Consider the following 20,043-nt stretch of genomic DNA (forward strand, 5'->3'; position numbering starts at 1 on the left):
GCATAGTAGGTGAGTGTGTAGTTGGTTTGGCTCACCATTAGGTATTGGCAGTAGTCTATGCGTGTGATTGGTTTTTTTGTCATGCCTTATGCTACTATAGTTTATTCCCCTTATGCAAAAAAATTACGGTTTTGCGTAAGTCCTACTAAATTTGCTCAGGAGCTGGATATTGGTGCAGATGAAATGTATCCAAGTCCTGAAATTTGGCAATATGGCTGGGAAAATTATCTAGAGCATTGGTTTTTTATTAAAAATAAATGACAACAATCGATATTTTTTATTAATATTTTTGATAAATTAAGTCAGAATATATCCTATACTACAGCTTCATTATTAGATTTGAATGTAAAGGACGTATAGATATGACAGTAGTCTATTCTGCAGTAGAAAAGAATAAACGCATCAAAGGCATTCTGGGTGCGGCATCGGGTAATTTAGTCGAATGGTTTGATTTTTATATTTATGCGGTGTTCGTTGTATATTTTCAAAAAGCGTTAACCTCACCTGAAATTAGCGAAAATGAATCAGGTTTATATGTATGGGGTGTGTTTGCTGCTAGTTTTTTTATGCGTCCAATTGGTAGTTGGTTATTTGGCTGGATGGCGGATAAATATGGGCGCCGTCAATCAATGATGGCATCAATTTTATTGATGGCAATTAGCTCATTTGCATTTGCCTGTTTACCGACCTATGCCCAAGTAGGGGCGATTGCACCGTTTTTATTATTGGCTGTACGATTGCTACAAGGCTTATCAGTGGGCGGTGAATATGGGGCGGTAGCGACCTATATGTCTGAAATTGGCTTAAAAGGTCGTCGTGGCTTTTTCTCCTCTTTTCAATATGTGACTTTGGTTGGCGGTCAGTTATTAGCTAGTTTACTCAGTGTCATAATAATGCTCATGCTGGTGTCTGAAAAAACCTTGTATAATGGTGGTTGGCGTATTCCGTTTGTGATTGGTGGTGTGGCGGCATTATTATCATTATTTGCTCGTTCGCATTTGGAAGAAACCTTAAGTACTGAAGAAAAAAGTAAAGTAGAATCGGGTAGTTTGTGGGCATTATTATCTACCTATTGGAAACCATTTTTGTTGGTAGTAGGCTATACATCGGCAGGTTCTTTGAGCTTTTATGTTTTGACAGTCTATTCAAAAACCTATCTCACCAATTTGGGCGTGGCTAGTGAAACTGTTGGTGTGATGATGACCTGTGCCTTGTTTGTGTTGATGATTGCACAGCCATTTTTTGGGGCATTAAGTGATCGTATTGGTCGCCGTACCATGATGTTATTATTTAGTGCACTAATGGCGATATTTATTTATCCAATTATGGGGCTTGCCATGCCAGCTGCCAATGCATCACCAGTGCTTTTAACCTTATTATTAATTGTATTGTTTTTGATTTTAAGTTTTTATACATCGATTGGCGGCATTGTCAAAGCAGAAATGTTCCCTGCCCATGTGCGTGCCTTAGGCGTAGGGGTGTCCTATGCAATTGGTAATGCAATTTTTGGTGGTTCTGCACCTGCGGTGGCATTGAAATTTAAAGAAGTGGGTTTGCAAAATGAGTTTTTTATCTATGTCATCGTCATGTTGATTGTGTGCTTCTTATGCAGTTGGCAATTGCCGAAAAAAGCTGACTATTTGGAAGATGATCATTAAGAGTTAATATTGTACCAAAATAGCCCATAGATTCGTCATTTGTGGGCTGTTTTAAATTTTATCTTTGGTTTTAATTTAACTTAGTGATAAATTTTTTCCGCTGCAACATAGTAAAAAGTTCAAAGACAATAATATAATTTTTTGTTAAAATATCATCATCTCAGCTTTATAATGCGTGGTTATCATGGCGACTGTAAACAAAAAAGTTCCCCATATTTTGGTAGTAATGGACGGTATTGGACATCGGGAAGATGAAAAAGATAATGCCTATGCAGCAGCCAATACCCCTACATTAGATATGATGAAGCAAAAGCATCCGCATGGTTTAATCTCGGGTTGTGGTGAAGATGTCGGTTTACCAGCAGGACAAATGGGCAATTCTGAAGTCGGGCATATGAACCTTGGTGCAGGGCGTATTGTTTATCAAGATTTTACTCGTATTAGTCAAGATATGCGTGAAGGCGGTTTTTTTGAGCAATCTGTTTTGGTTGATGCGGTAGAAAAAGCCAAAGCAACCAATGGTGTTGTGCATATCTTTGGTTTGTTGTCGGCAGGCGGTGTGCATTCACATGAAGAGCATATTGCTGCCATGTGTGAATTGGCATTAAAACGTGGTGCAACTGTATATGTCCACGCCTTCTTGGACGGGCGTGATACACCGCCAAAAAGTGCTGAATCAAGCTTGCGTCTGATGGATGGCGTATTTGCCAAATATCCAAATCAAGGCAAATTGGCAACCATGATTGGACGTTATTTCGCTATGGATCGTGACAATCGTTGGGAGCGTGTCGAGAAAGCCTATCGCCTAATTACCGAAGGCGTGGCGGAACGTGTGGTGGACAACAGCTTGCAAGGTTTGGACTTGGCTTATCAAGCCGATGAAACCGATGAGTTTGTATCTGCAACGCGTATTGGTGATGCGGTTCGTGTCAATGATGGCGACAGTATCGTATTTATGAATTTCCGTTCGGATCGTGCCAGAGAATTGACGCGTGCCTTTGTCCAGCCTGATTTTGATGGTTTTGAGCGTAAAACTATTGCAAAATTATCCAGTTATGTCACGTTAACACGTTATCAAGAAGGTTTGGATGTCGATATTGTGTATTTACCACAGACGTTGGATAATGGTTTGGGTGAATATTTGGCAAAAATCGGTAAAACCCAATTGCGTATGGCAGAAACTGAGAAATATCCGCATGTGAGCTTTTTCTTTAGTGGTGGTGTAGAGCAAGAATATCAAGGTGAAAAACGTATTTTGGTGCCATCACCAAAAGTGGCAACTTATGATTTAAAGCCTGAAATGAGTGCTTATGAAGTTACAGATGAATTGGTCAAAGCCATTGAAAGTGGCGAATTTGATGTATTTATCATTAACTACGCCAATGGCGATATGGTTGGACATACAGGTGTATTTGATGCCGCAGTCAAAGCGGTGGAAACGGTAGATACTTGCCTAGGTCGTGTTTATGATGCGGTGATGAAAGCGGGTGGTCATATGTTGATTACTGCCGATCATGGTAATGTCGAGCAAATGCAAGATTATGAATCAGGTCAAGTCCATACGCAGCATACTACTGAATCTGTACCATTTATCTATGTCGGACCAACGGGCGGAACGATCGCTGAAGGCGGTATTTTGGCGGATGTTGCACCAACTTTGTTAAGCTTGATGGGCGTGGAAATCCCAAAAGAAATGACAGGTCGTAATTTGGTGACCTTAAATGATACAAAGATCGTTTAAAAACTTTAAAATTTAGTCTGTAAAATAAGCTAGGAAAAGTATATTATTTTCCTAGCTTTTATTTTTAGGGAAATAGATATGAAAAGACTCGCTTGTATCGCATTGTTATTATTATCCAATCATGCCTTTGCGGAAAATTATCCAAGCCTTTTGGCGAATAAACGTTTGGTGGCAGAGGGTAGCAATTGTGCAGGTATGCAATTTGATAAAAAAGCTCAAAAAGTCATGTTTCTGTCTGACGCCGATTGCAATGCTACCGAAGACATGATGCCACAATGGCGAGTACGTTGGTTAAATGACAGTCTATTTGTAGCGATTGAAACCGAACGTAGCGAAGAGCAGTCACCGCCACGAAATTATATTTATCAAATCATGGGCGTAAAAGGTAAAGATATTACCTTAAAAAGCATTTGGACAGGCTGGGGAACATCAAAAGATATGGTCATTCGTTATTATATGGATTGATTTCTTGCTCAACAAACTTTGTAACACTGGGAAATAGTCTAATGGAAATTTCTTTAGCATACCTATAAGTTTTTATATGATATAAAAGGTGTACAGTATCACATTCAAATAATTTTATTTTAATATCATAAAAAAACAATATTATTAATTTGAAAATATTACGCTTACAGCGTTAATAAAGTTCACTTTTTATACAAGATAAATTTGGTGAAAATATTGAATTAACTATTGTGGATAAGCCTAATGGTAACGAAAAATCTATAAAATATGTAGGGTGGGATCATCTAAATGTGTTAAAATCACAAGGCACAGAAGCTGAAATTAAACAGCGACTCGAAGCACATTTAGTTAAACATTATACTTTAGGAAATATTGATTATGAATGCTTTAAACAATCAGCTGGATCAGAACAAAGAGCAAAGCAACTGGTTTCAGAACTGGATAGACCAATCTATGGCGAACAGCGAGAAGATGGCGAAAGACGAGAACTACCGCGAACAAGTAGCGAAAAAAGCAACGAACAGCGGACAGGACATTCAAGCGATATTCCAAGCGGAAGTAGCCAAAAAACAAGCGAACAAAAGCTAGAAAATAGGCTTTACCTTTACACGTCTTTTGATGATTTAAACAAGCTACAAGAGCTTAAGAAAAACGGCATTGTCAAATTTGATGCCAATCATAAAATTTGGTATGCCAACGAAAAAAATAAAGAAGACGTTAAACAATGGTTATCACGTCCCAACATTCCAACACCTGAAGAAGATTTAGCAAATTTTTTTAGGGCAAAAGGCATTATTGTTGAACAAGGACATCCAAAATTTGACGGCAAAACGCATCGATTGGGTAATGATGGATCAAAAGAAAAAAATGTCATGTATCAAGCATACGCTAATCCTAACGGCATCCCATTTGCTCGTATTACGAATTTTGCAAGAGATAATACGCCTGAAAATTGGCAATATCCTACAACCTATCTCAACGCCTTAAAAAATATCGAAGCCGTAGAACGTGCTAAAGGCAATACAGTTACGCATAATAATAACCCTACCCTTGCACCACAGCAACAGCCAGTATCTATACCAACAGCAACAGTACCGCAACAGCCTACACCAGCTGAAGCAAACAAACAGGCTAAAGTTCAAGCTGATAGGATGGCTGAAATTAGCAAGGCGATTGTTGCTATTAGTGTTGCACCAACCAAAAACGCCTATCTAGACAAAAAACAAGTTACTGCAAATAATGTTGTGCTTAGTGTACCTGACAGCAGTAAACTACCTGAAAACTTAAAAGATCATGTGATGATTGCTGACACATTCAAACAAGCAATGTTTTACCGTGCAAATAATCCTGATAAGCTCATTTTGCAACGTGGTAACTTGGTGATACCGCAATATGACAAACACGGTGAATTAAGGGCGTTTGAAACGATTGCATACACTGGCGGAAAATATGCTTTAGGACAAGGAGCGGATAAAAATGGTTTAATGACTACACTAGGTAACTTGGAAAATGGCAAACCTATCATTGTCACGGAGGGTTATGCTACAGGGGCAACATTGCACGAACATACCAACACCAACAAACCTGCCGTGGTGGTTGCTTTTGGTCGTGGTGGCTTGCTCGATGTGACACAAAGCTTACGCGAAAAATACCCTGACAGCCGTATTTATATTGGAGCGGATAACGATCATCAAAAACCGTTTGAAATTAATCCATCTACAGGACAACCGAAAATTAATCAAGGTTTAGCGGATGCTGAAGCAGTAAAAGCCAATGTTGAGAACGTGCATCTATTGATACCACAATTTGAAAAGGAAGATCCAGGCAAAGACTGGAACGATATTTACATTGATAAAGGAGCTGAAGAGTTTAAACGTCAAATTGTCGAACAGCTTACCGCGATTAATCGTACAAATAACGTTGCTGTAAATATTGAAAAAGACAAAGAAAATAATCAGCAACAACCGCAGCCAGTATCTATGCCAAAAGGCACAAACTCCGAAGCCATGAAAACGGCTGTAAAAAATAATTTAGATAGCGATACGATTAAAAAGCATTATCCGAATATGCCTGATAGTAACATCCAAGCTATACAAGATTGGCGTAAACATCTAGGGGAACGGTATCAAAATGAACCAGCCAAGATAGAATTTGCTTTAGAACGACTAGAAGCAAAATTGCCTGATTATGCCAAGGGAGAAATTTTAATGCCCCAAAGTTTGAACAAGAGCAGAATAAGCAAGTCCCTGAACCTGAAAAACAACAGGCTCAAGGTCGTTAATTTTCTGTATTCTTGTCTTTTTCATCTAAATAGCGATATAGGGTAGATTTACTGATACCTACCCTTTTTGCTATTTCTATATTGTTAAGTGCTTTTTTATCTTTTTTAGGTAAATTTTTGCGTTGCTCTAACAGCTCTTCAATCTGCTGTTTTGTTGTTTCATTAAGCACACTTTTACGCCCTTTATATACGCCCCTAGCCTTTGCCCTAGCTATGCCGTCACGTTGATTTTCTTTGATCAGAGCGTGGTTAAATTCTGCTACAGCACCAAAAATATGCAAAATTAGCATATCCATAGGATTTTTATTTGTGCCGTCTATACTTAAATTTTCTTTGATTGATTTGAATACAACGCCTTTTGTGTTGAGTTGCTTAATAATTGCAAGAAGATCATCAAAATTTCGAGCAAGTCTATCCAAGCTATGAACAATCACAGTATCGCCATGCCGTACATATTCAAGCATCTTTTCGAGTTCTGGACGCTTTTTGACTGTACCAGTCATCTTATCTTCAAAAACTTTATCTAGCTTTATACCGTGTAATTGGCGTTCTGTATTCTGCTCAAAACTAGATACGCGGACATAACCAACTATTTGACATTTGCTATCTGCCGATTGTACCCAATCCACGGTTTTATCATCTTCGGTATCTTTCATAAAAATTCTCAAAAGTAAAATTTAGGCTATTATGATAAAAAATCCCAAAAAAACAATAAAACCCTATTGATACTGTATTTTATTGTTTTATAATGGTTTTTATAGTGTGTACCCTATTGGGAATTTATCAGCAACTAATGATAAAGGTATGAGATTGGCATATTTAAATAATTACATTGCATCAAGGCAAAGTCGAAATATGGATACTATAGGATGTATTGATATTGAACAGAAATATAATACTATTAAAGCATTGGATGATGTTGGTGTAAAAGAAATCATCGAAAAGGAAACATTGAAGAAAAAAAGCCAAGATGAATTAAGCCATATTGTTACGGTTATATTTTTTCTTGCCTTATTAATCTTTCCAATATTCATTGCTTATATATATGTTTTCAGAAATTAAAAAAATGGATAATATAAAGTAATGGTTTAACTATATCATTAGAATTTTTAATGATATATAATGAAAATCATGTACTGTTCAACTCAACCTACAGGGGGTTATCATGAACGCTCAATTACAAACACAAGCCTATCCGATAGATGAAAAAGAACGTCAAAGACGTTTATTAGCTTGGAATGACACTAAGGCAAATTTTGCCTTGGAAGACATTCATCCAACCGAAGACATGATTAGAATTGGATTTATGTATATCAATGGTGAAATTAGCTTTGAACAACGTGCTGAAATGATGAAAGAAAGCATATTGGGAAAACAGCATGACTGAAAAAGACATTGAATTATTAGCGTATTTTCGCAGTACAGAGCTTTCAGACAACAAAAATCTAGTGAAGCAGACTTTTGATGTACAACATCTTAAGTCTATTCATGCCTACCTATTCCAAGATAGCCAGCAAGAACGTAAAGCTGGTGAATTTCGTCCCATCATTAATGATGTGCATTCTAAAAGACGCTCAATATACCCTATTCAAAAGCCTTTTTACTATTCACCATTTCCAGCAGAAAATACAGTAAATACAACTATTTCGACTGCTACAGATAAGCTAAAATCTGCTTCCACACTGGAACAAAAAACACAGATCATCTCTAATATGTATAGTGATTTAGACTATTAACATCCATTTGTTGAAGGCAATAGTCGAACACTTAGAATTTTTTCACAGCAATTGGCATTAGAACATGGCGTAACGCTTAATTGGCAAAATACAACACTTAACAAAGATGAGCTATATAGAGCTAGGGATTTTGAAGTAGCCAGTAAAAATTTAGATATTCAGCCGACTAGCGATATTGAAGAATATATGTTAGAACAGGCTAAACGCCATCAAACTAAAGATTACATTGCATCTCAAATTAATTTATATAATGGTAGATATTTAAATCAGATTATTCACGATTGTTGCGTAAATGATACCAATATTGAAAAAAATAATTTAGATAAGGATAGTTTAAAAAATAACTATCCAAGTTTGACAGAACAGCAAATTTCTAAAATAGATTTATTTAAAAATTATTTGATGGACAAATACAGCTCCACGGAAGCACAAACTTTAGCACTTCAAAAGTTAGAGCAAAGTATTCCTGATATAGCCAATGGAAAAATTGAATTACCTGACATCACTGAACCAAGCAAAGATAAAGGGCGATAGCTATTCATTTTTTCTTTAAAGCACCGGATTGATAAGTTTTGTGCTATAGCTCGGCTACTTATACAGAAATACAAACCATGACAAATCTCATCTTCACGCACAAAACTTGCATTTGTATATTTATTAATAAGAATCATTATCATTATTATTTACATTTGTAACATTTGTTTTATAATGTACGCGTTTGTATTTTTTTGTTAATAAAATTTAGATCTTGAGAAGGAAAAGCGAATGCCTACCAAAATTGATCGTAAAAGATCCCTACTTACCGTAGTTGTTGCCACACTCATGAGCCAAGCAGCTTATGCACAGACAGAAGCCCAAGTGGGTACTGAGAAAGTGCATGACCTTGGTACAATTACCATCGTTGCTGAACAGTCAAAAAATAAAACGATTGCAAAAGAAGTGATCGATAGTGAACAATTGTCTCGCCAAATGGCATTAGATAACAAAGACATTATCCGCTATCAAACAGGTGTAACGGTTGTTGAAGCAGGGCGTTTTGGTCATAGCGGTTATGCTATTCGTGGTGTAGATGAAAACCGTGTGGCGATCACTGTCGATGGCTTACATCAGGCTGAAACATTAAGCTCACAAGGATTCAAAGAATTATTTGAAGGCTATGGCAATTTTAATAACACACGTAATGGTGTTGAAGTCGAACATCTTAAACGTGCAACCATCAATAAAGGGGCAGATTCTGTCATCTCTGGTAGTGGTGCATTAGGTGGCTCGGTTGCTTTTGAAAGTAAAGATGCAAGCGATTTATTGACAGATAAAGATTATCACATTGGCTACAAAACGGGTTATTCGACTGCGGACAACCAGAAATTCCAATCTATTTCTTTGGCAGGTCAATACAAATGGCTAGATGCCATGATTATACATACTCGACGTAATGGACACGAAACGGAAAACTTCGGCTATAAAAATTATGATGATTATGTACAAGGTCGTGAGAGAGAAAAAGCCGATCCTTATCGTAAAAAACTCAATAGCACTTTGATGAAGTTATCGCTGTCTCCGAATGAAGACAATAAATTGACCTTGACGGCGGATATGTATGAAACGTCATCTAGAGGGCATGATTTTTCTTATACCTTACAGCCAAACACGCAGTGGCGTACGTATGATGAGCTTGAATTGCGACATACAGGTGATAGCGTCAAGCGTAATAACTATATGCTCAATTTTGAAAATTCATCATCAAACTTGTTCTATGACAGTGTAAAAGTAGGATTTTCTAACCAAAATATCAGAATGCGTGCCAGAACAGATGATTATTGTGATGGTCATGAAAAATGTCCGTCTGCACAAAATCCTTTGGGTATGAAATATAACTCAGATAATAAATTGGTCGGTAATGATAATAAGCCAGCAGTTTATGTCGATACTACAAATGTTAAAGCAGCTAGTGATGATTACATTACTGTTGAAGTAGGGGTTGTTCCGTATGACCCTAAAATACATCCCGATCATTTTCGTTGGAGAAGAGTTAAACCTGAGCTGATTGATACTAAACTTTATCAAATTCCTGAATCATTTAGCTGTGCAAATGACAGCAGGATTAGAACAGTTAAGCCAAATGATACTTCGCCATGTGAATTGTATGTACAACCAGTAAAGCAACAGGTTACGCTCGAAAAGACATTTACAATCAGTGGTACTAAGCACGATCTGTTAGCAAATACCAATATTATTGGTGATGATCAAATGCTTAGAACAAATACGCCTATCGTATTAAGCTGTGCTGCGATCAATTGTAACAAAAACGAAATCATGGGATTTGATCCAAAAACAGGCAATCCAGTTGCTGTAAAATTTGAAGTCTTTGAGCGTAATGGGCAAAAATTTGCTAAGACAGAAAAACAAAATGCCAGTCAGTTGGATGCTCCTGTGATTTTTGTCCCAGGTAAACCAGGTTATAACGACAATATTTGGAGTCAGCGTGATTTAGTTACCAAGACCAAACAAGCCAATATTGATTTTACCAAATCATTCGATCTCGGTAGTACAGCACATCAGTTAAAATATGGTGCTTTATGGTCACGTACTGACAAGCACATGATTAATGAAACAGGCAGTAATGCAATCAATACACAATGGTGGGCAGTGCATCCAAACGATTGCTCTGCTAATGTGGGTAATGTTGATCGTTATAATGCGTTGTGCAATAACAGTAATGTTTATTCTTTCTTGATTCCTGTTCGTGCAAATGCTCATGCCTTGTATCTTAATGACAAAGTCAGCTTTAACGATAAATTTAGTCTAAATTGGGCTTATCGTTACGACAGTATTAAGTATCAGCCAAAATATCAAGAGGGTGTAACACCAAGAATCCCTGATGACATGGTGACTAACTTATACGTACAAGATCCTAGCTTCGATGCAACGAACTTGACATCACCTGAGAATATGGCAAAACGCACAGCAAATGCCAATGCCAATATTGCTCAAATCGCACAACCGAAAAGCTATTCAGCACATTCTTATGCATTGGGTACAAATTATGATGTTAATGATTGGTTAAATCTACAAGCACGTTATAGCAAAGCATTTAGAGCGCCAACAGGTGAAGAAATTTACTTTACTTTCAAACATCCTGATTTCTCAATCTTGCCAAATCGTGACTTAAAAGCAGAAGATGCCAAGACCAAAGAGCTTGCCTTTACTTTGCATAACCAATTGGGCTTTATTACAACTAGCGTATTCCAAACCAATTATCGTGATTTTATTGACTTAGAATATCGTGGTGGTAAGCAGCTACAAGGGCATTCGATGCTACGTCCATTCCAAACTTACCAAAACGTAAACCGTCAAAATGCGACAGTGAAAGGTTTGGAAATTAATTCTCGTCTAGAGTTGGCATCATTATCACCTGCCTTGGAAGGATTGCATTTGACTTACAAAAATACGATGCAAAAAGGACGTGTCAATGGCAATATGCCAATGAACGCCATCCAACCACGCACAGCAGTTTATGGTCTAGGTTATGATCATCCGAGTGAAAAATTTGGTGCGGATCTGTATATTACTGATGTTGCAGCCAAAAAAGCACAAGATACATATAATATGTTCCATAAAGAAGAAGGTGCAAAAGATACTTTTGTAAAATGGCGTAGTAGTGATTATACCGTGTTGGATTTGACAGGGTATGTAAAACTAGGCAATCATTCAACATTGAAAGCAGGTGTATATAACTTGTTAAATAACAAATATTTAACTTGGGATTCTGCACGTTCTATTCGCTCGTTTGGTACAAGTAATATGATCAACCGTGAAACAGGTGCAGGCATTCAACGCTTCTATGCACCAGAACGTAACTATCGTATGGCAGTAGAAGTTAAGTTCTAATCTGTACATCGTCTTTATTGCTACAGCTATTTTGTCTCAAATGACCAACAAAATAGCTGTAGCTTTTTTTTTAGCTTATCGTTAGCATAGAATCCTTATACATATGATTTAGCTGTAGTGATTTTTATGAAAATTTCAAACAAAAAAGTTGCACTTGCTTTGGCTATTGGTGCAATGTTTGTCGCATCAAATTCAATCTATGCTAAGGTATCCGAGACCAAAACGGATAGCACCAATGCGGTAAACAATCAGCATACTACATCCAAACAAAAAAAGTCTAAAACCAATAATTCAGCCCCATTAAGCGATGATACCCCACAAAATCAAACAACGGACAATGTCGCTGCAAATCATGTGGAGCAAAATGATTTCGTATCAGATGATGTATCAGGCTTGCACGAAGATAAACCGAATAGTGCAGATGATGACTCGCATACCCATGATGGTGACTTGATTGATGATATGGCTGAGCCAGTCCCTTTAGAACAAATTCGTAGTTTTATCGAAGTCTATCAAACCATCCAAAAAAATTATGTCGATGCCATTAGTCATGATGAGCTGTTTGGCTTGGCAAGCCAAGGTTTGGCGGAGCGTTTGGATCCTTATTCACGTTATTTGAATGCTGATCAATATAAACAAATTCTTGAATTTACTGAAGGTGTGTTGGCTGAGCCAAAAGTAAAACTTGAGTTTGATCCAAGTATGCAAAAATGGCGAGTAAACAATATTAACATCCTTAGCGAAGCGTATAGAAAAGGTTTACGCAACGGACAAGTTATTGAAAAGATTGGGGATAATTACTTAGATGGTTTAGAAGAGCGTAACGTACTAAGTATGTGGCGTGGTGCAATGGACAGCAAGGTAAATATTGCTGTTGCTCAAGATTCTGCATTAAAAGATTATGAATTAAAGCGTGATGGAAAAGTAGATTATGATGTTCGCCCATTTTTAACTGAAGATCAGATTTTAGTATTACCTATTCGTGCTTTTCAACAAGATACTTCTGCACAAGTACAGAGTGCAATCAAAATGTATCAAGACAAGGCACACATTCGAGGCATTTTGATTGACGTGCGTGATAATCCTGGTGGATTGTTGTCCGCAGCGGTAGATTTAGCAGATTTGTTTTTGGATCAAGGATTAATCGTAACCACTAAGAGTCGTATCGAGGCACCGCAACGCTTCCAAGCCTTGCCTAATCAATATCCAATCCATTATCCAATTGCCATTTTACAAAATCGTTATTCGGCATCGGCTTCAGAAGTCTTTGCAGCAGCATTAAAAGAACATCAACGTGCTAAAGTGATGGGTGAAAAAAGTTATGGCAAAGGTGCGGTACAAAAGTTATTTCCTTTGCAACAAGGTGCATTACAGCTGACGGTTGCACATTACTACACGCCTGATAATCATATGATCGAAGGTAAAGGCATTCAGCCTGATATTTTATTGGCAAAGCAGAAAGGGCAGAGTGCACAACAGACTTTGCAACAAGCATTAGAAATTTTTAATCAACAATTACCAAGGTAAATAACACAAATAAAAAAGCCATATCAAAGATGATATGGCTTATCGAACGATAGTAAGTCAATGACAATCATTCGTCTTCACTATCACTGTCTAGTCCGAATTTCTTCAGTCGGTAGCGAAGCGAGCGGAAAGTCATACCTAGTTTTTTTGCAGCGAGCGTTCTGTTCCAATGTGTTGAATCTAATGCTTGAATCAATAAGTTTTTCTCAATACTTGCAAGATATTCTTCTAAACCTTCTTTAGGTAGGCTTTGTTTCGGTAACATATTGGTATTTGCAGCAGATGTCATGCCTTCAGAATATGTGTGTTCTGTATTCGCAGTATCTTGCTGAGAATGATTTGAAACAGCACTAATCGTGTCGCTATCGATCTTTTTTAGACCTTGAATATGTTCTGAGGTAATCACATCGCCGTCGCACATGGTGACAGCACGTTCCATTACATTGCGTAACTCACGAACGTTGCCTTCGTAGTAGCCTGTCATCAAACTCTTGCGTGCATCGTCAGACAAATCCATTGGATCTAGTCCCCAATCTTGACAGATTTGGGTTAAGAAATGCTCTGCAAGAATAATGATATCCTGACCACGCTCACGTAAAGGCGGAATTTGGACATCAATCACGTGGATACGGAAGAATAAATCTTGACGGAATAAGCCTTCTTGCACCATTTGCTCAAGATTTTTATGTGTTGCACTTAAGATACGGATATCTAAGCTAATTTCTTGATCACCGCCGATTGGTCGGATCTTTTTCTCTTGAATTGCACGTAATAATTTAACTTGCATTGCCAAAGGTAAATCAGCGATTTCGTCTAAAAATAACGTCCCATGATTGGCAGCTTGAAAAAGTCCTACTTTATCTTGATGAGCACCAGTAAAACTGCCTTTTTTATGCCCAAAAAACTCACTTTCCATTAACTCTTGGGGAATCGCACCACAGTTTACAGGAATAAAAGGGCCCTCATTACGATTACTGAGTTGGTGGATCAAGCGTGCAACAACTTCTTTCCCCGTCCCTGATTCACCTGCAATATATACGGGAGCTTGTGAGCGTGACAGTTTGCGTAATGTACGTTTTAGGTTTTGCATCACTTCTGATTGACCGAGCAACATTTGATTTTCAATTTGTAAATCTAAATCGCTGATCGGGTTGATGCTGGTACTTAATGCTTGTTGTACTAATGCTTTGAGCTGAGTAGGCTGTATTGGTTTATTCACGAAATCAAATGCACCTGCTTTGAGTGCAGCGATTGCAATGTCCATATTGCCATAGGCACTGATCACCGCCACAGGTAACCCTGTATAATTTTGATTGATATACTGCACCAAATCTAAGCCATTGCCATCAGGTAGATTTAGATCGGTAAGACAAAAATGGAAGCTATTTTGTTGTAAGGCAATTTTGGCTTGTTGTATATTTTCTGCCATCACGCAATTAATTTGCATACGTGCCAGAGTCATCTGCATGACGATACGTAGGTCTTCTTCATCATCTACGATCAGTGCAATGGGCTGTTTCTGTGTCGTATCTCTCATAAAATTAATCCAAACACGTTTTCATTCATTATTCAATGGTAGCTCGATTATACGACAGTCGCCGTAAAAAAGCATCTATTTTGCGTCTTTGCCGCAGATACACTCAATACGGAAGCAAGCACCACCTTGGGGTTGAGAGATATAACTGAGATAAGCATAATTCGCTTCACAAAAGGTTTTGGACAAATATAGACCTAAACCTGTTCCATTCACTGCTGTACTATGAAAAGGTTCAAATAGATTGGCTCTTTGCTGATCAGGCACGCCATTTCCCTGATCAATGACATCAATAAAGACGATATCTTGTTCTTGTGTTGCCTTAATCGTGACCTTGCTTTCGGGTACTTTTTCGTGGCCATGCCGAATCGCATTGCGAATAAGATTGATCAATACTTGGCGTAATTGTGAAGGATCAAAATAAATTATAATCGAATGAGGCACTTCGAACTTCAGATATTTTTCAATATCAGACACATCATCATGCACAAATTCCGAAAGCCAAGATTTGAGATTGATTTGTATTGGCATCGTATTATATTGTTTTGACATATTTAAAGTATCTTCAATAATACCATCGATACGCTTGCATTGCCTCTGTATCATACTGGTCAGCATATTTTGTTCAGGGAGTCCATCATCAATGAGTAGCTCATTTGCTTGTGCAATTGCTGCAAGAGGGTTACGAATTTCATGTGCAATGCTGGCTGAAAGTTGCCCCAAAGAAGCAAGTTTCATTTGTTGTGCTTGTTGATTGATTTTGGCAAGGCTTTCAAAGACCAATAAAGTAAACTGGCTTTGTTGCGTCGAAATTGGACGATAACGAATCACAACACCAACGCACTGACTTTCATCAATATAATTAAAGGTGCCGTGCTTGCTGACTTTCAAATACTGATGCAATTGCATATATAATTTGCTTTGAATATCAACAAGCATCCGATGTCGATGCATCTCATATACTGGAACATGTAAAAGTTCTTGTGTACTGGCATTGACGGTAATAATTTTGCCTGTATCATCAATCACCATAAAACCAGTATCAAGCTGTTCAATAATACTCTGATTGATACTTTGTAATTTTAAGATTTCACGTCGTTGTTTTAATGCGGTAATTTCTACATGATGGAGTCTTTTTACTGCCATTTGACCGATAAAATGTGTGGTCAAAAAGACTAAAGTCAAAATTGCCGAGCTACCCAAAAAGTTAATTTTTTCACTATCAAATAGCGTAATAAAAAACTGTTGGTAAACAATCACAACAATACTGGCTAAAGTAATAAATAATGCTGAATTTTTGGGTAATAATAACGTGGCTGCCAGCACAACGATCATATATAACAGAACAATAGTAAGATTTGGCCCAGAGCTTAAAAATAATATTGTACTGATATAAATAATATCTAATAATAAATATACAAATAATTGTGTTGTAGCATATTTTCTATAATATTTAAAAACAAATAAACCAATGAAACAGAAAAATAAATAAATCGCTGAAACACAAATATAAATTAAAGGATGATGCACATCTTCAATCGTCGCAGTGCCTAACACCAGCCATTGCAAAATCGATAAACCAATGGCAATGAGTAGGCGATATTGGGTATAAGCACGACCTAAACGATAGGTGATGTTTTTTTGTTCATCAAATATCATTGCTGCATCAAGCATAGTGCGTGCCTATCCCATTTTAATATGTTTTTTAAGGTCAATCGTGTTAGAGCTTGACTAGACCATAGCGTATTGCCAGATGTGTCAGCTTAACATCACTATCCACATTGAGCTTTTCATAAATACGATAGCGATAAGTATTGATGGTTTTTACACTCACAAATAGCTTATCTGCAATTTCTTGTGCACTGACACAATTTGCCACCATCATTGCGACTTGCATTTCACGCTCAGACAATTGTTCAAAAGGTGATTCAGATTTATCAGACAATAATGAATCTGCGATTTGTTCGGCAATGTCGGCACTAAAATATTTTCCGCCTTGCATCACTTTATGAATGGCTTTGACCATTTCATCAATCGGTGCACCTTTGGTAATATAGCCGCGTGCACCTGCTTTAATCAGCATAGTCGGGTAGGGCTGTTCAGATAAACCGCTCACAGCGATGACTTTACTTTGGGGGGAAATTTGCGTTAGACGGCGAGTGGTTTCCACACCGCCAATACCTGGCATATTTACATCAAGCAATACGACATCAGGTTCATTTTGACGAATAAAAACGATGGCATCTTCACCAGAGAAGGCTTGACCAACGACTTTGATATTCGGTTGGTCGTTCAACATGCGGCAGATGCCAACACGGACGAGTTCATGGTCATCGACCACCAAGACTGAAATCACACAAACCCCCACAAAAAATACGTTTTGTTACATTCCGCAAAGAATACTTGCAATTAAGACATGATTTTAGCGATTTAATGGTGTAAGCTCAAGCCAATATATTCCAGCAATACTAATAGATTGATGCAAATGCGGTTTCATTACTATTAGTTGAACAAATTTAACCCAATAGGATGAGATAGCGATGAACTTAGCATCAATCAAGGCGTCTAAAAAATTCTTAGTCGCAAGCAGTGTTTTTGCATTAAATATGATGTGTGCAGCAGTAGCTTTTGCAAATTATGGATCGGGTAGTATTGCTTGGTCTGATGACGAAGCGACTCGCCAAGTGATCCAATCTACTCAACCATTAAGAGCAGAAGTTAGCCGCAGAGAAACTACCCTAGCATTTAACAACAATGGCGTGGTTGCGTCAAATTATAATAACTCAGGTTTTAATAATAACTATTCTGCGTATGAGCCTACGGTCAACGCACGTGCCGCGATTGTAATGGATGCACAAACAGGCGAAATTTTATTCAGTAAAAACACCGGTACGTCTTTACCTATTGCATCGATTACCAAATTAATGACTGCCGTGGTCACTGCTGATGCACGTTTAGATATGTCAGAACGCATCATGTTAGAACCAATCGACTTCGCTGGTGCAGGCGGTAAAAACTCAAGCTCAACCTTACGTGCGGGTGATGTGATGAATCGTGCTGAGCTATTGTTGGCAGCATTGATGAAATCAGAAAACCCAGCAGCTGCAGCATTAGCACGCACTTACCCAGGTGGTCGTGGTGCATTTGTTGCACAAATGAATGCCAAAGCACGTCAATTGGGTATGACATCTACACGTTATGTTGAATCTACAGGTCTTGACCCACAAAATATGGCATCAGCACGTGACTTGGCATTATTGGTCAGTGCGGCATCACAATATGGCTTAATTCGCCAATTCTCAACTACACCGAATTATGATTTTAATATCGGTCGTAGCGTGTCTTCTCGTAATACCAATGCTTTGGTCAGAGCAGGTTCGTGGAACATTGGTTTGTCGAAAACAGGTTATATCCGTGAATCAGGTCGTTGTGTAGTCATGGAAGCAACTGTAAATAATCGCCCAGCGGTAGTTGTATTATTGGGTGCTAGTGATACAGCCGCGCGTAATAGCGATGCAGAAAGCCTGTTATCTTGGTTAAGTGCTAGAAACCGTGCTATCTAATTCTTCGTGAATAAAAAGAACCTTCGGGTTCTTTTTTTATGTGCTAAGTTGTATTGATTGGCTTTTCATCTAAAATAATCATAAAATACGATAAAATAATCTAAAAAAACGCTCATGTATTGGGCTAAAGCATATACTTCTGCTGTTTACTTAATTATAAATTTTAACCTACACTTGGTTACATTAATTTTAAGATTCATTAAAAATTTCTACTATATCTGAGAGTCAGGTGAAAGTAGAGCCTTGCAATGATGAATGAAGAAGGGAAAAGGAGTGTAGTAAATGCATAACAGCGTAAAATCCGAAGATTATTTGGATACCCCACCGCCTAAAAAGCAAAAGTTTTATCAACATCTTTATGTGCAAGTGATCTTTGCCATTATTTTGGGTATTTTAATTGGTCATTTTCAACCAAAGTTGGGTGCAGATTTAAAACCAATTGGTGATGCTTTCATCAAATTAGTCAAAATGATCATCACACCAGTGATTTTCTTGACTGTAGTAACGGGCATTGCAGGCATGACCAACATGAAAAGTGTTGGACGTGTAACAGGCAAAGCCATGTTGTACTTTTTTACCTTTTCTAGCTTAGCACTTGTCATTGGTATGATTGTTGCCAACGTGGTTAAACCCGGTGCAGGCTTAAATGTTGATGTGGCAAATTTAGTCGCGACCAAAGGTAAGGATGTGGCGAAAGTCGGTGAGTTTGTTGATAAATCACATGACATGACGATTACTGACTTTTTAATGAACATCATTCCAGATACGTTATTAAGCCCATTTGTATCAGGACAAATCTTACAAGTATTATTTGTGGCAGTGTTATTTGGTATTGCTTTGGCAAAATCAGGTGAATTAGGTCGTCCAATTCTACACTTTTTGCAAAACCTAACCAATCCAGTATTTGAGTTAGTGACCATATTGATGCGTTTTGCACCGATTGGTGCTTTTGGTGCGATGGCATTTACCATTGGTAAATACGGTATTAGCTCATTAGCGTCGTTAATTTTCTTGGTTGCAACGTTCTATGTGACAGCTTTGCTATTCGTTTTGATCGTATTGGGTGCGGTAGCACGTTATAACGGCTTTTCGATTATGGCATTGATTCGTTATATCAAAGAAGAATTATGGTTAGTATTAGGCACCAGTTCATCCGAAGCAGCTTTGCCATCATTGATGCGTAAAATGGAAAAGGCAGGTTGTGAAAAATCGGTCGTTGGTTTAGTGATTCCTACAGGTTATTCATTCAACCTTGATGGTACCAATATTTATATGACCATGGCGGCATTGTTTATCGCTCAAGCCTGTAATATTGATTTAAGTTTAACAGAGCAGATTAGCTTACTTTTGGTGGCGATGATTAGTTCCAAAGGTGCAGCAGGGGTAACGGGTGCTGGCTTTATTACCTTGGCAGCGACATTATCTGTGGTACCAAGTATTCCAGTTGAAGCGATGGCATTGATTTTGGGTATTGACCGTTTTATGTCAGAATGTCGTGCCTTGACCAATTTGGTGGGTAATGCTTGTGCAACGGTAGTGGTAGCGCGTTGGGATAAGGCTTTAGATAAACAGCAATTTGACGCAGTAGTGATGAATAAATCTGCTGAGGTTTGATGGTTTAGGCTTAATGGTTTAATTTGACCAAAAAGA

At 37.9% G+C, this 20,043-nt stretch carries 17 protein-coding genes; 13 read left to right on the forward strand and 4 right to left on the reverse strand.

The window, feature by feature from the left end:
• Positions 1-57: 57 nt before the first annotated feature.
• From ACEYX7_RS01865 to ACEYX7_RS01885, 5 genes are all read left to right on the forward strand, one after another.
• On the forward strand, positions 58-261 hold the full coding sequence (locus tag ACEYX7_RS01865; protein ID WP_374900151.1) for a hypothetical protein: 204 nt from the start codon (positions 58-60) through the stop codon (positions 259-261).
• Between the two features lie 101 nt (positions 262-362).
• Positions 363-1,658 carry an MFS transporter gene (locus ACEYX7_RS01870; protein ID WP_374807101.1) on the forward strand — a complete coding sequence of 432 codons (1,296 nt, stop codon included), beginning with the start codon at positions 363-365 and terminating at the stop codon, positions 1,656-1,658.
• A gap of 184 nt (positions 1,659-1,842) precedes the next feature.
• Positions 1,843-3,399, forward strand: coding sequence for a 2,3-bisphosphoglycerate-independent phosphoglycerate mutase (gpmI, locus tag ACEYX7_RS01875; RefSeq protein ID WP_374804965.1), 1,557 nt, complete (start codon positions 1,843-1,845; stop codon positions 3,397-3,399).
• Between the two features lie 78 nt (positions 3,400-3,477).
• Positions 3,478-3,864: a hypothetical protein gene (locus ACEYX7_RS01880; protein ID WP_374804964.1), complete on the forward strand. Its 387-nt coding sequence runs from the start codon at positions 3,478-3,480 to the stop codon at positions 3,862-3,864.
• A gap of 290 nt (positions 3,865-4,154) precedes the next feature.
• Positions 4,155-6,191, forward strand: a complete 2,037-nt coding sequence (locus ACEYX7_RS01885; protein WP_374807100.1) for a toprim domain-containing protein — start codon at positions 4,155-4,157, stop codon at positions 6,189-6,191.
• Here ACEYX7_RS01885 and ACEYX7_RS01890 read toward each other — a convergent pair.
• On the reverse strand, positions 6,142-6,801 hold the full coding sequence (locus tag ACEYX7_RS01890; protein WP_374804949.1) for a recombinase family protein: 660 nt from the start codon (positions 6,799-6,801) through the stop codon (positions 6,142-6,144). The genes ACEYX7_RS01885 and ACEYX7_RS01890 overlap by 50 nt on opposite strands.
• Before the next feature lie 148 nt (positions 6,802-6,949).
• On the opposite strand from ACEYX7_RS01890, the gene ACEYX7_RS01895 reads away from it, so the two are divergent.
• The 6 genes from ACEYX7_RS01895 (at position 6,950) to ACEYX7_RS01920 (ending at position 13,296) form a co-directional block, all read left to right on the forward strand.
• On the forward strand, positions 6,950-7,207 hold the full coding sequence (locus ACEYX7_RS01895) for a hypothetical protein (protein WP_374900152.1): 258 nt from the start codon (positions 6,950-6,952) through the stop codon (positions 7,205-7,207).
• Between the two features lie 103 nt (positions 7,208-7,310).
• Positions 7,311-7,532, forward strand: coding sequence for an antitoxin VbhA family protein (locus ACEYX7_RS01900; RefSeq protein WP_374804947.1), 222 nt, complete (start codon positions 7,311-7,313; stop codon positions 7,530-7,532).
• Complete coding sequence (locus tag ACEYX7_RS01905; protein ID WP_374804946.1) at positions 7,525-7,881, forward strand: hypothetical protein; 357 nt, start codon at positions 7,525-7,527, stop codon at positions 7,879-7,881. Before ACEYX7_RS01900 ends, ACEYX7_RS01905 begins: the two co-directional genes overlap by 8 nt.
• A 51-nt stretch (positions 7,882-7,932) precedes the next feature.
• Positions 7,933-8,415 carry a hypothetical protein gene (locus tag ACEYX7_RS01910; RefSeq protein WP_374804945.1) on the forward strand — a complete coding sequence of 161 codons (483 nt, stop codon included), beginning with the start codon at positions 7,933-7,935 and terminating at the stop codon, positions 8,413-8,415.
• 231 nt (positions 8,416-8,646) lie between these two features.
• The gene (locus ACEYX7_RS01915) at positions 8,647-11,769 is read left to right on the forward strand and encodes a TonB-dependent hemoglobin/transferrin/lactoferrin family receptor (protein ID WP_374804944.1); all 3,123 of its coding nucleotides are present in this window, start codon (positions 8,647-8,649) and stop codon (positions 11,767-11,769) included.
• A 126-nt stretch (positions 11,770-11,895) separates the two neighbouring features.
• The gene (locus ACEYX7_RS01920; protein WP_374806469.1) at positions 11,896-13,296 is read left to right on the forward strand and encodes a S41 family peptidase; all 1,401 of its coding nucleotides are present in this window, start codon (positions 11,896-11,898) and stop codon (positions 13,294-13,296) included.
• Between the two features lie 67 nt (positions 13,297-13,363).
• Here ACEYX7_RS01920 and ACEYX7_RS01925 read toward each other — a convergent pair whose 3' ends face one another.
• The 3 genes from ACEYX7_RS01925 to gacA all read right to left on the reverse strand — a co-directional run bounded on the left by ACEYX7_RS01925 (position 13,364) and on the right by gacA (position 17,186).
• A complete protein-coding gene (locus ACEYX7_RS01925) occupies positions 13,364-14,833 on the reverse strand; it encodes a sigma-54-dependent transcriptional regulator (RefSeq protein WP_374804942.1) in 1,470 nt (489 codons plus the stop codon).
• Positions 14,834-14,908: 75 nt separating this feature from the next.
• Positions 14,909-16,504, reverse strand: coding sequence for a sensor histidine kinase (locus tag ACEYX7_RS01930; protein WP_374806471.1), 1,596 nt, complete (start codon positions 16,502-16,504; stop codon positions 14,909-14,911).
• A gap of 46 nt (positions 16,505-16,550) precedes the next feature.
• Positions 16,551-17,186: a response regulator transcription factor GacA gene (gacA, locus tag ACEYX7_RS01935; RefSeq protein WP_374804940.1), complete on the reverse strand. Its 636-nt coding sequence runs from the start codon at positions 17,184-17,186 to the stop codon at positions 16,551-16,553.
• A gap of 184 nt (positions 17,187-17,370) precedes the next feature.
• Between gacA and ACEYX7_RS01940 the strand changes: the two genes are divergently transcribed.
• On the forward strand, positions 17,371-18,393 hold the full coding sequence (locus tag ACEYX7_RS01940) for a D-alanyl-D-alanine carboxypeptidase family protein (protein WP_465249751.1): 1,023 nt from the start codon (positions 17,371-17,373) through the stop codon (positions 18,391-18,393).
• Positions 18,394-18,675: 282 nt separating this feature from the next.
• Positions 18,676-20,007, forward strand: coding sequence for a dicarboxylate/amino acid:cation symporter (locus ACEYX7_RS01945; RefSeq protein WP_374804939.1), 1,332 nt, complete (start codon positions 18,676-18,678; stop codon positions 20,005-20,007).
• Positions 20,008-20,043: the final 36 nt, after the last annotated feature.

Source organism: Hubeiibacter jixunmingi, from assembly GCF_041928215.1.
Classification (GTDB): domain Bacteria; phylum Pseudomonadota; class Gammaproteobacteria; order Pseudomonadales; family Moraxellaceae; genus Acinetobacter.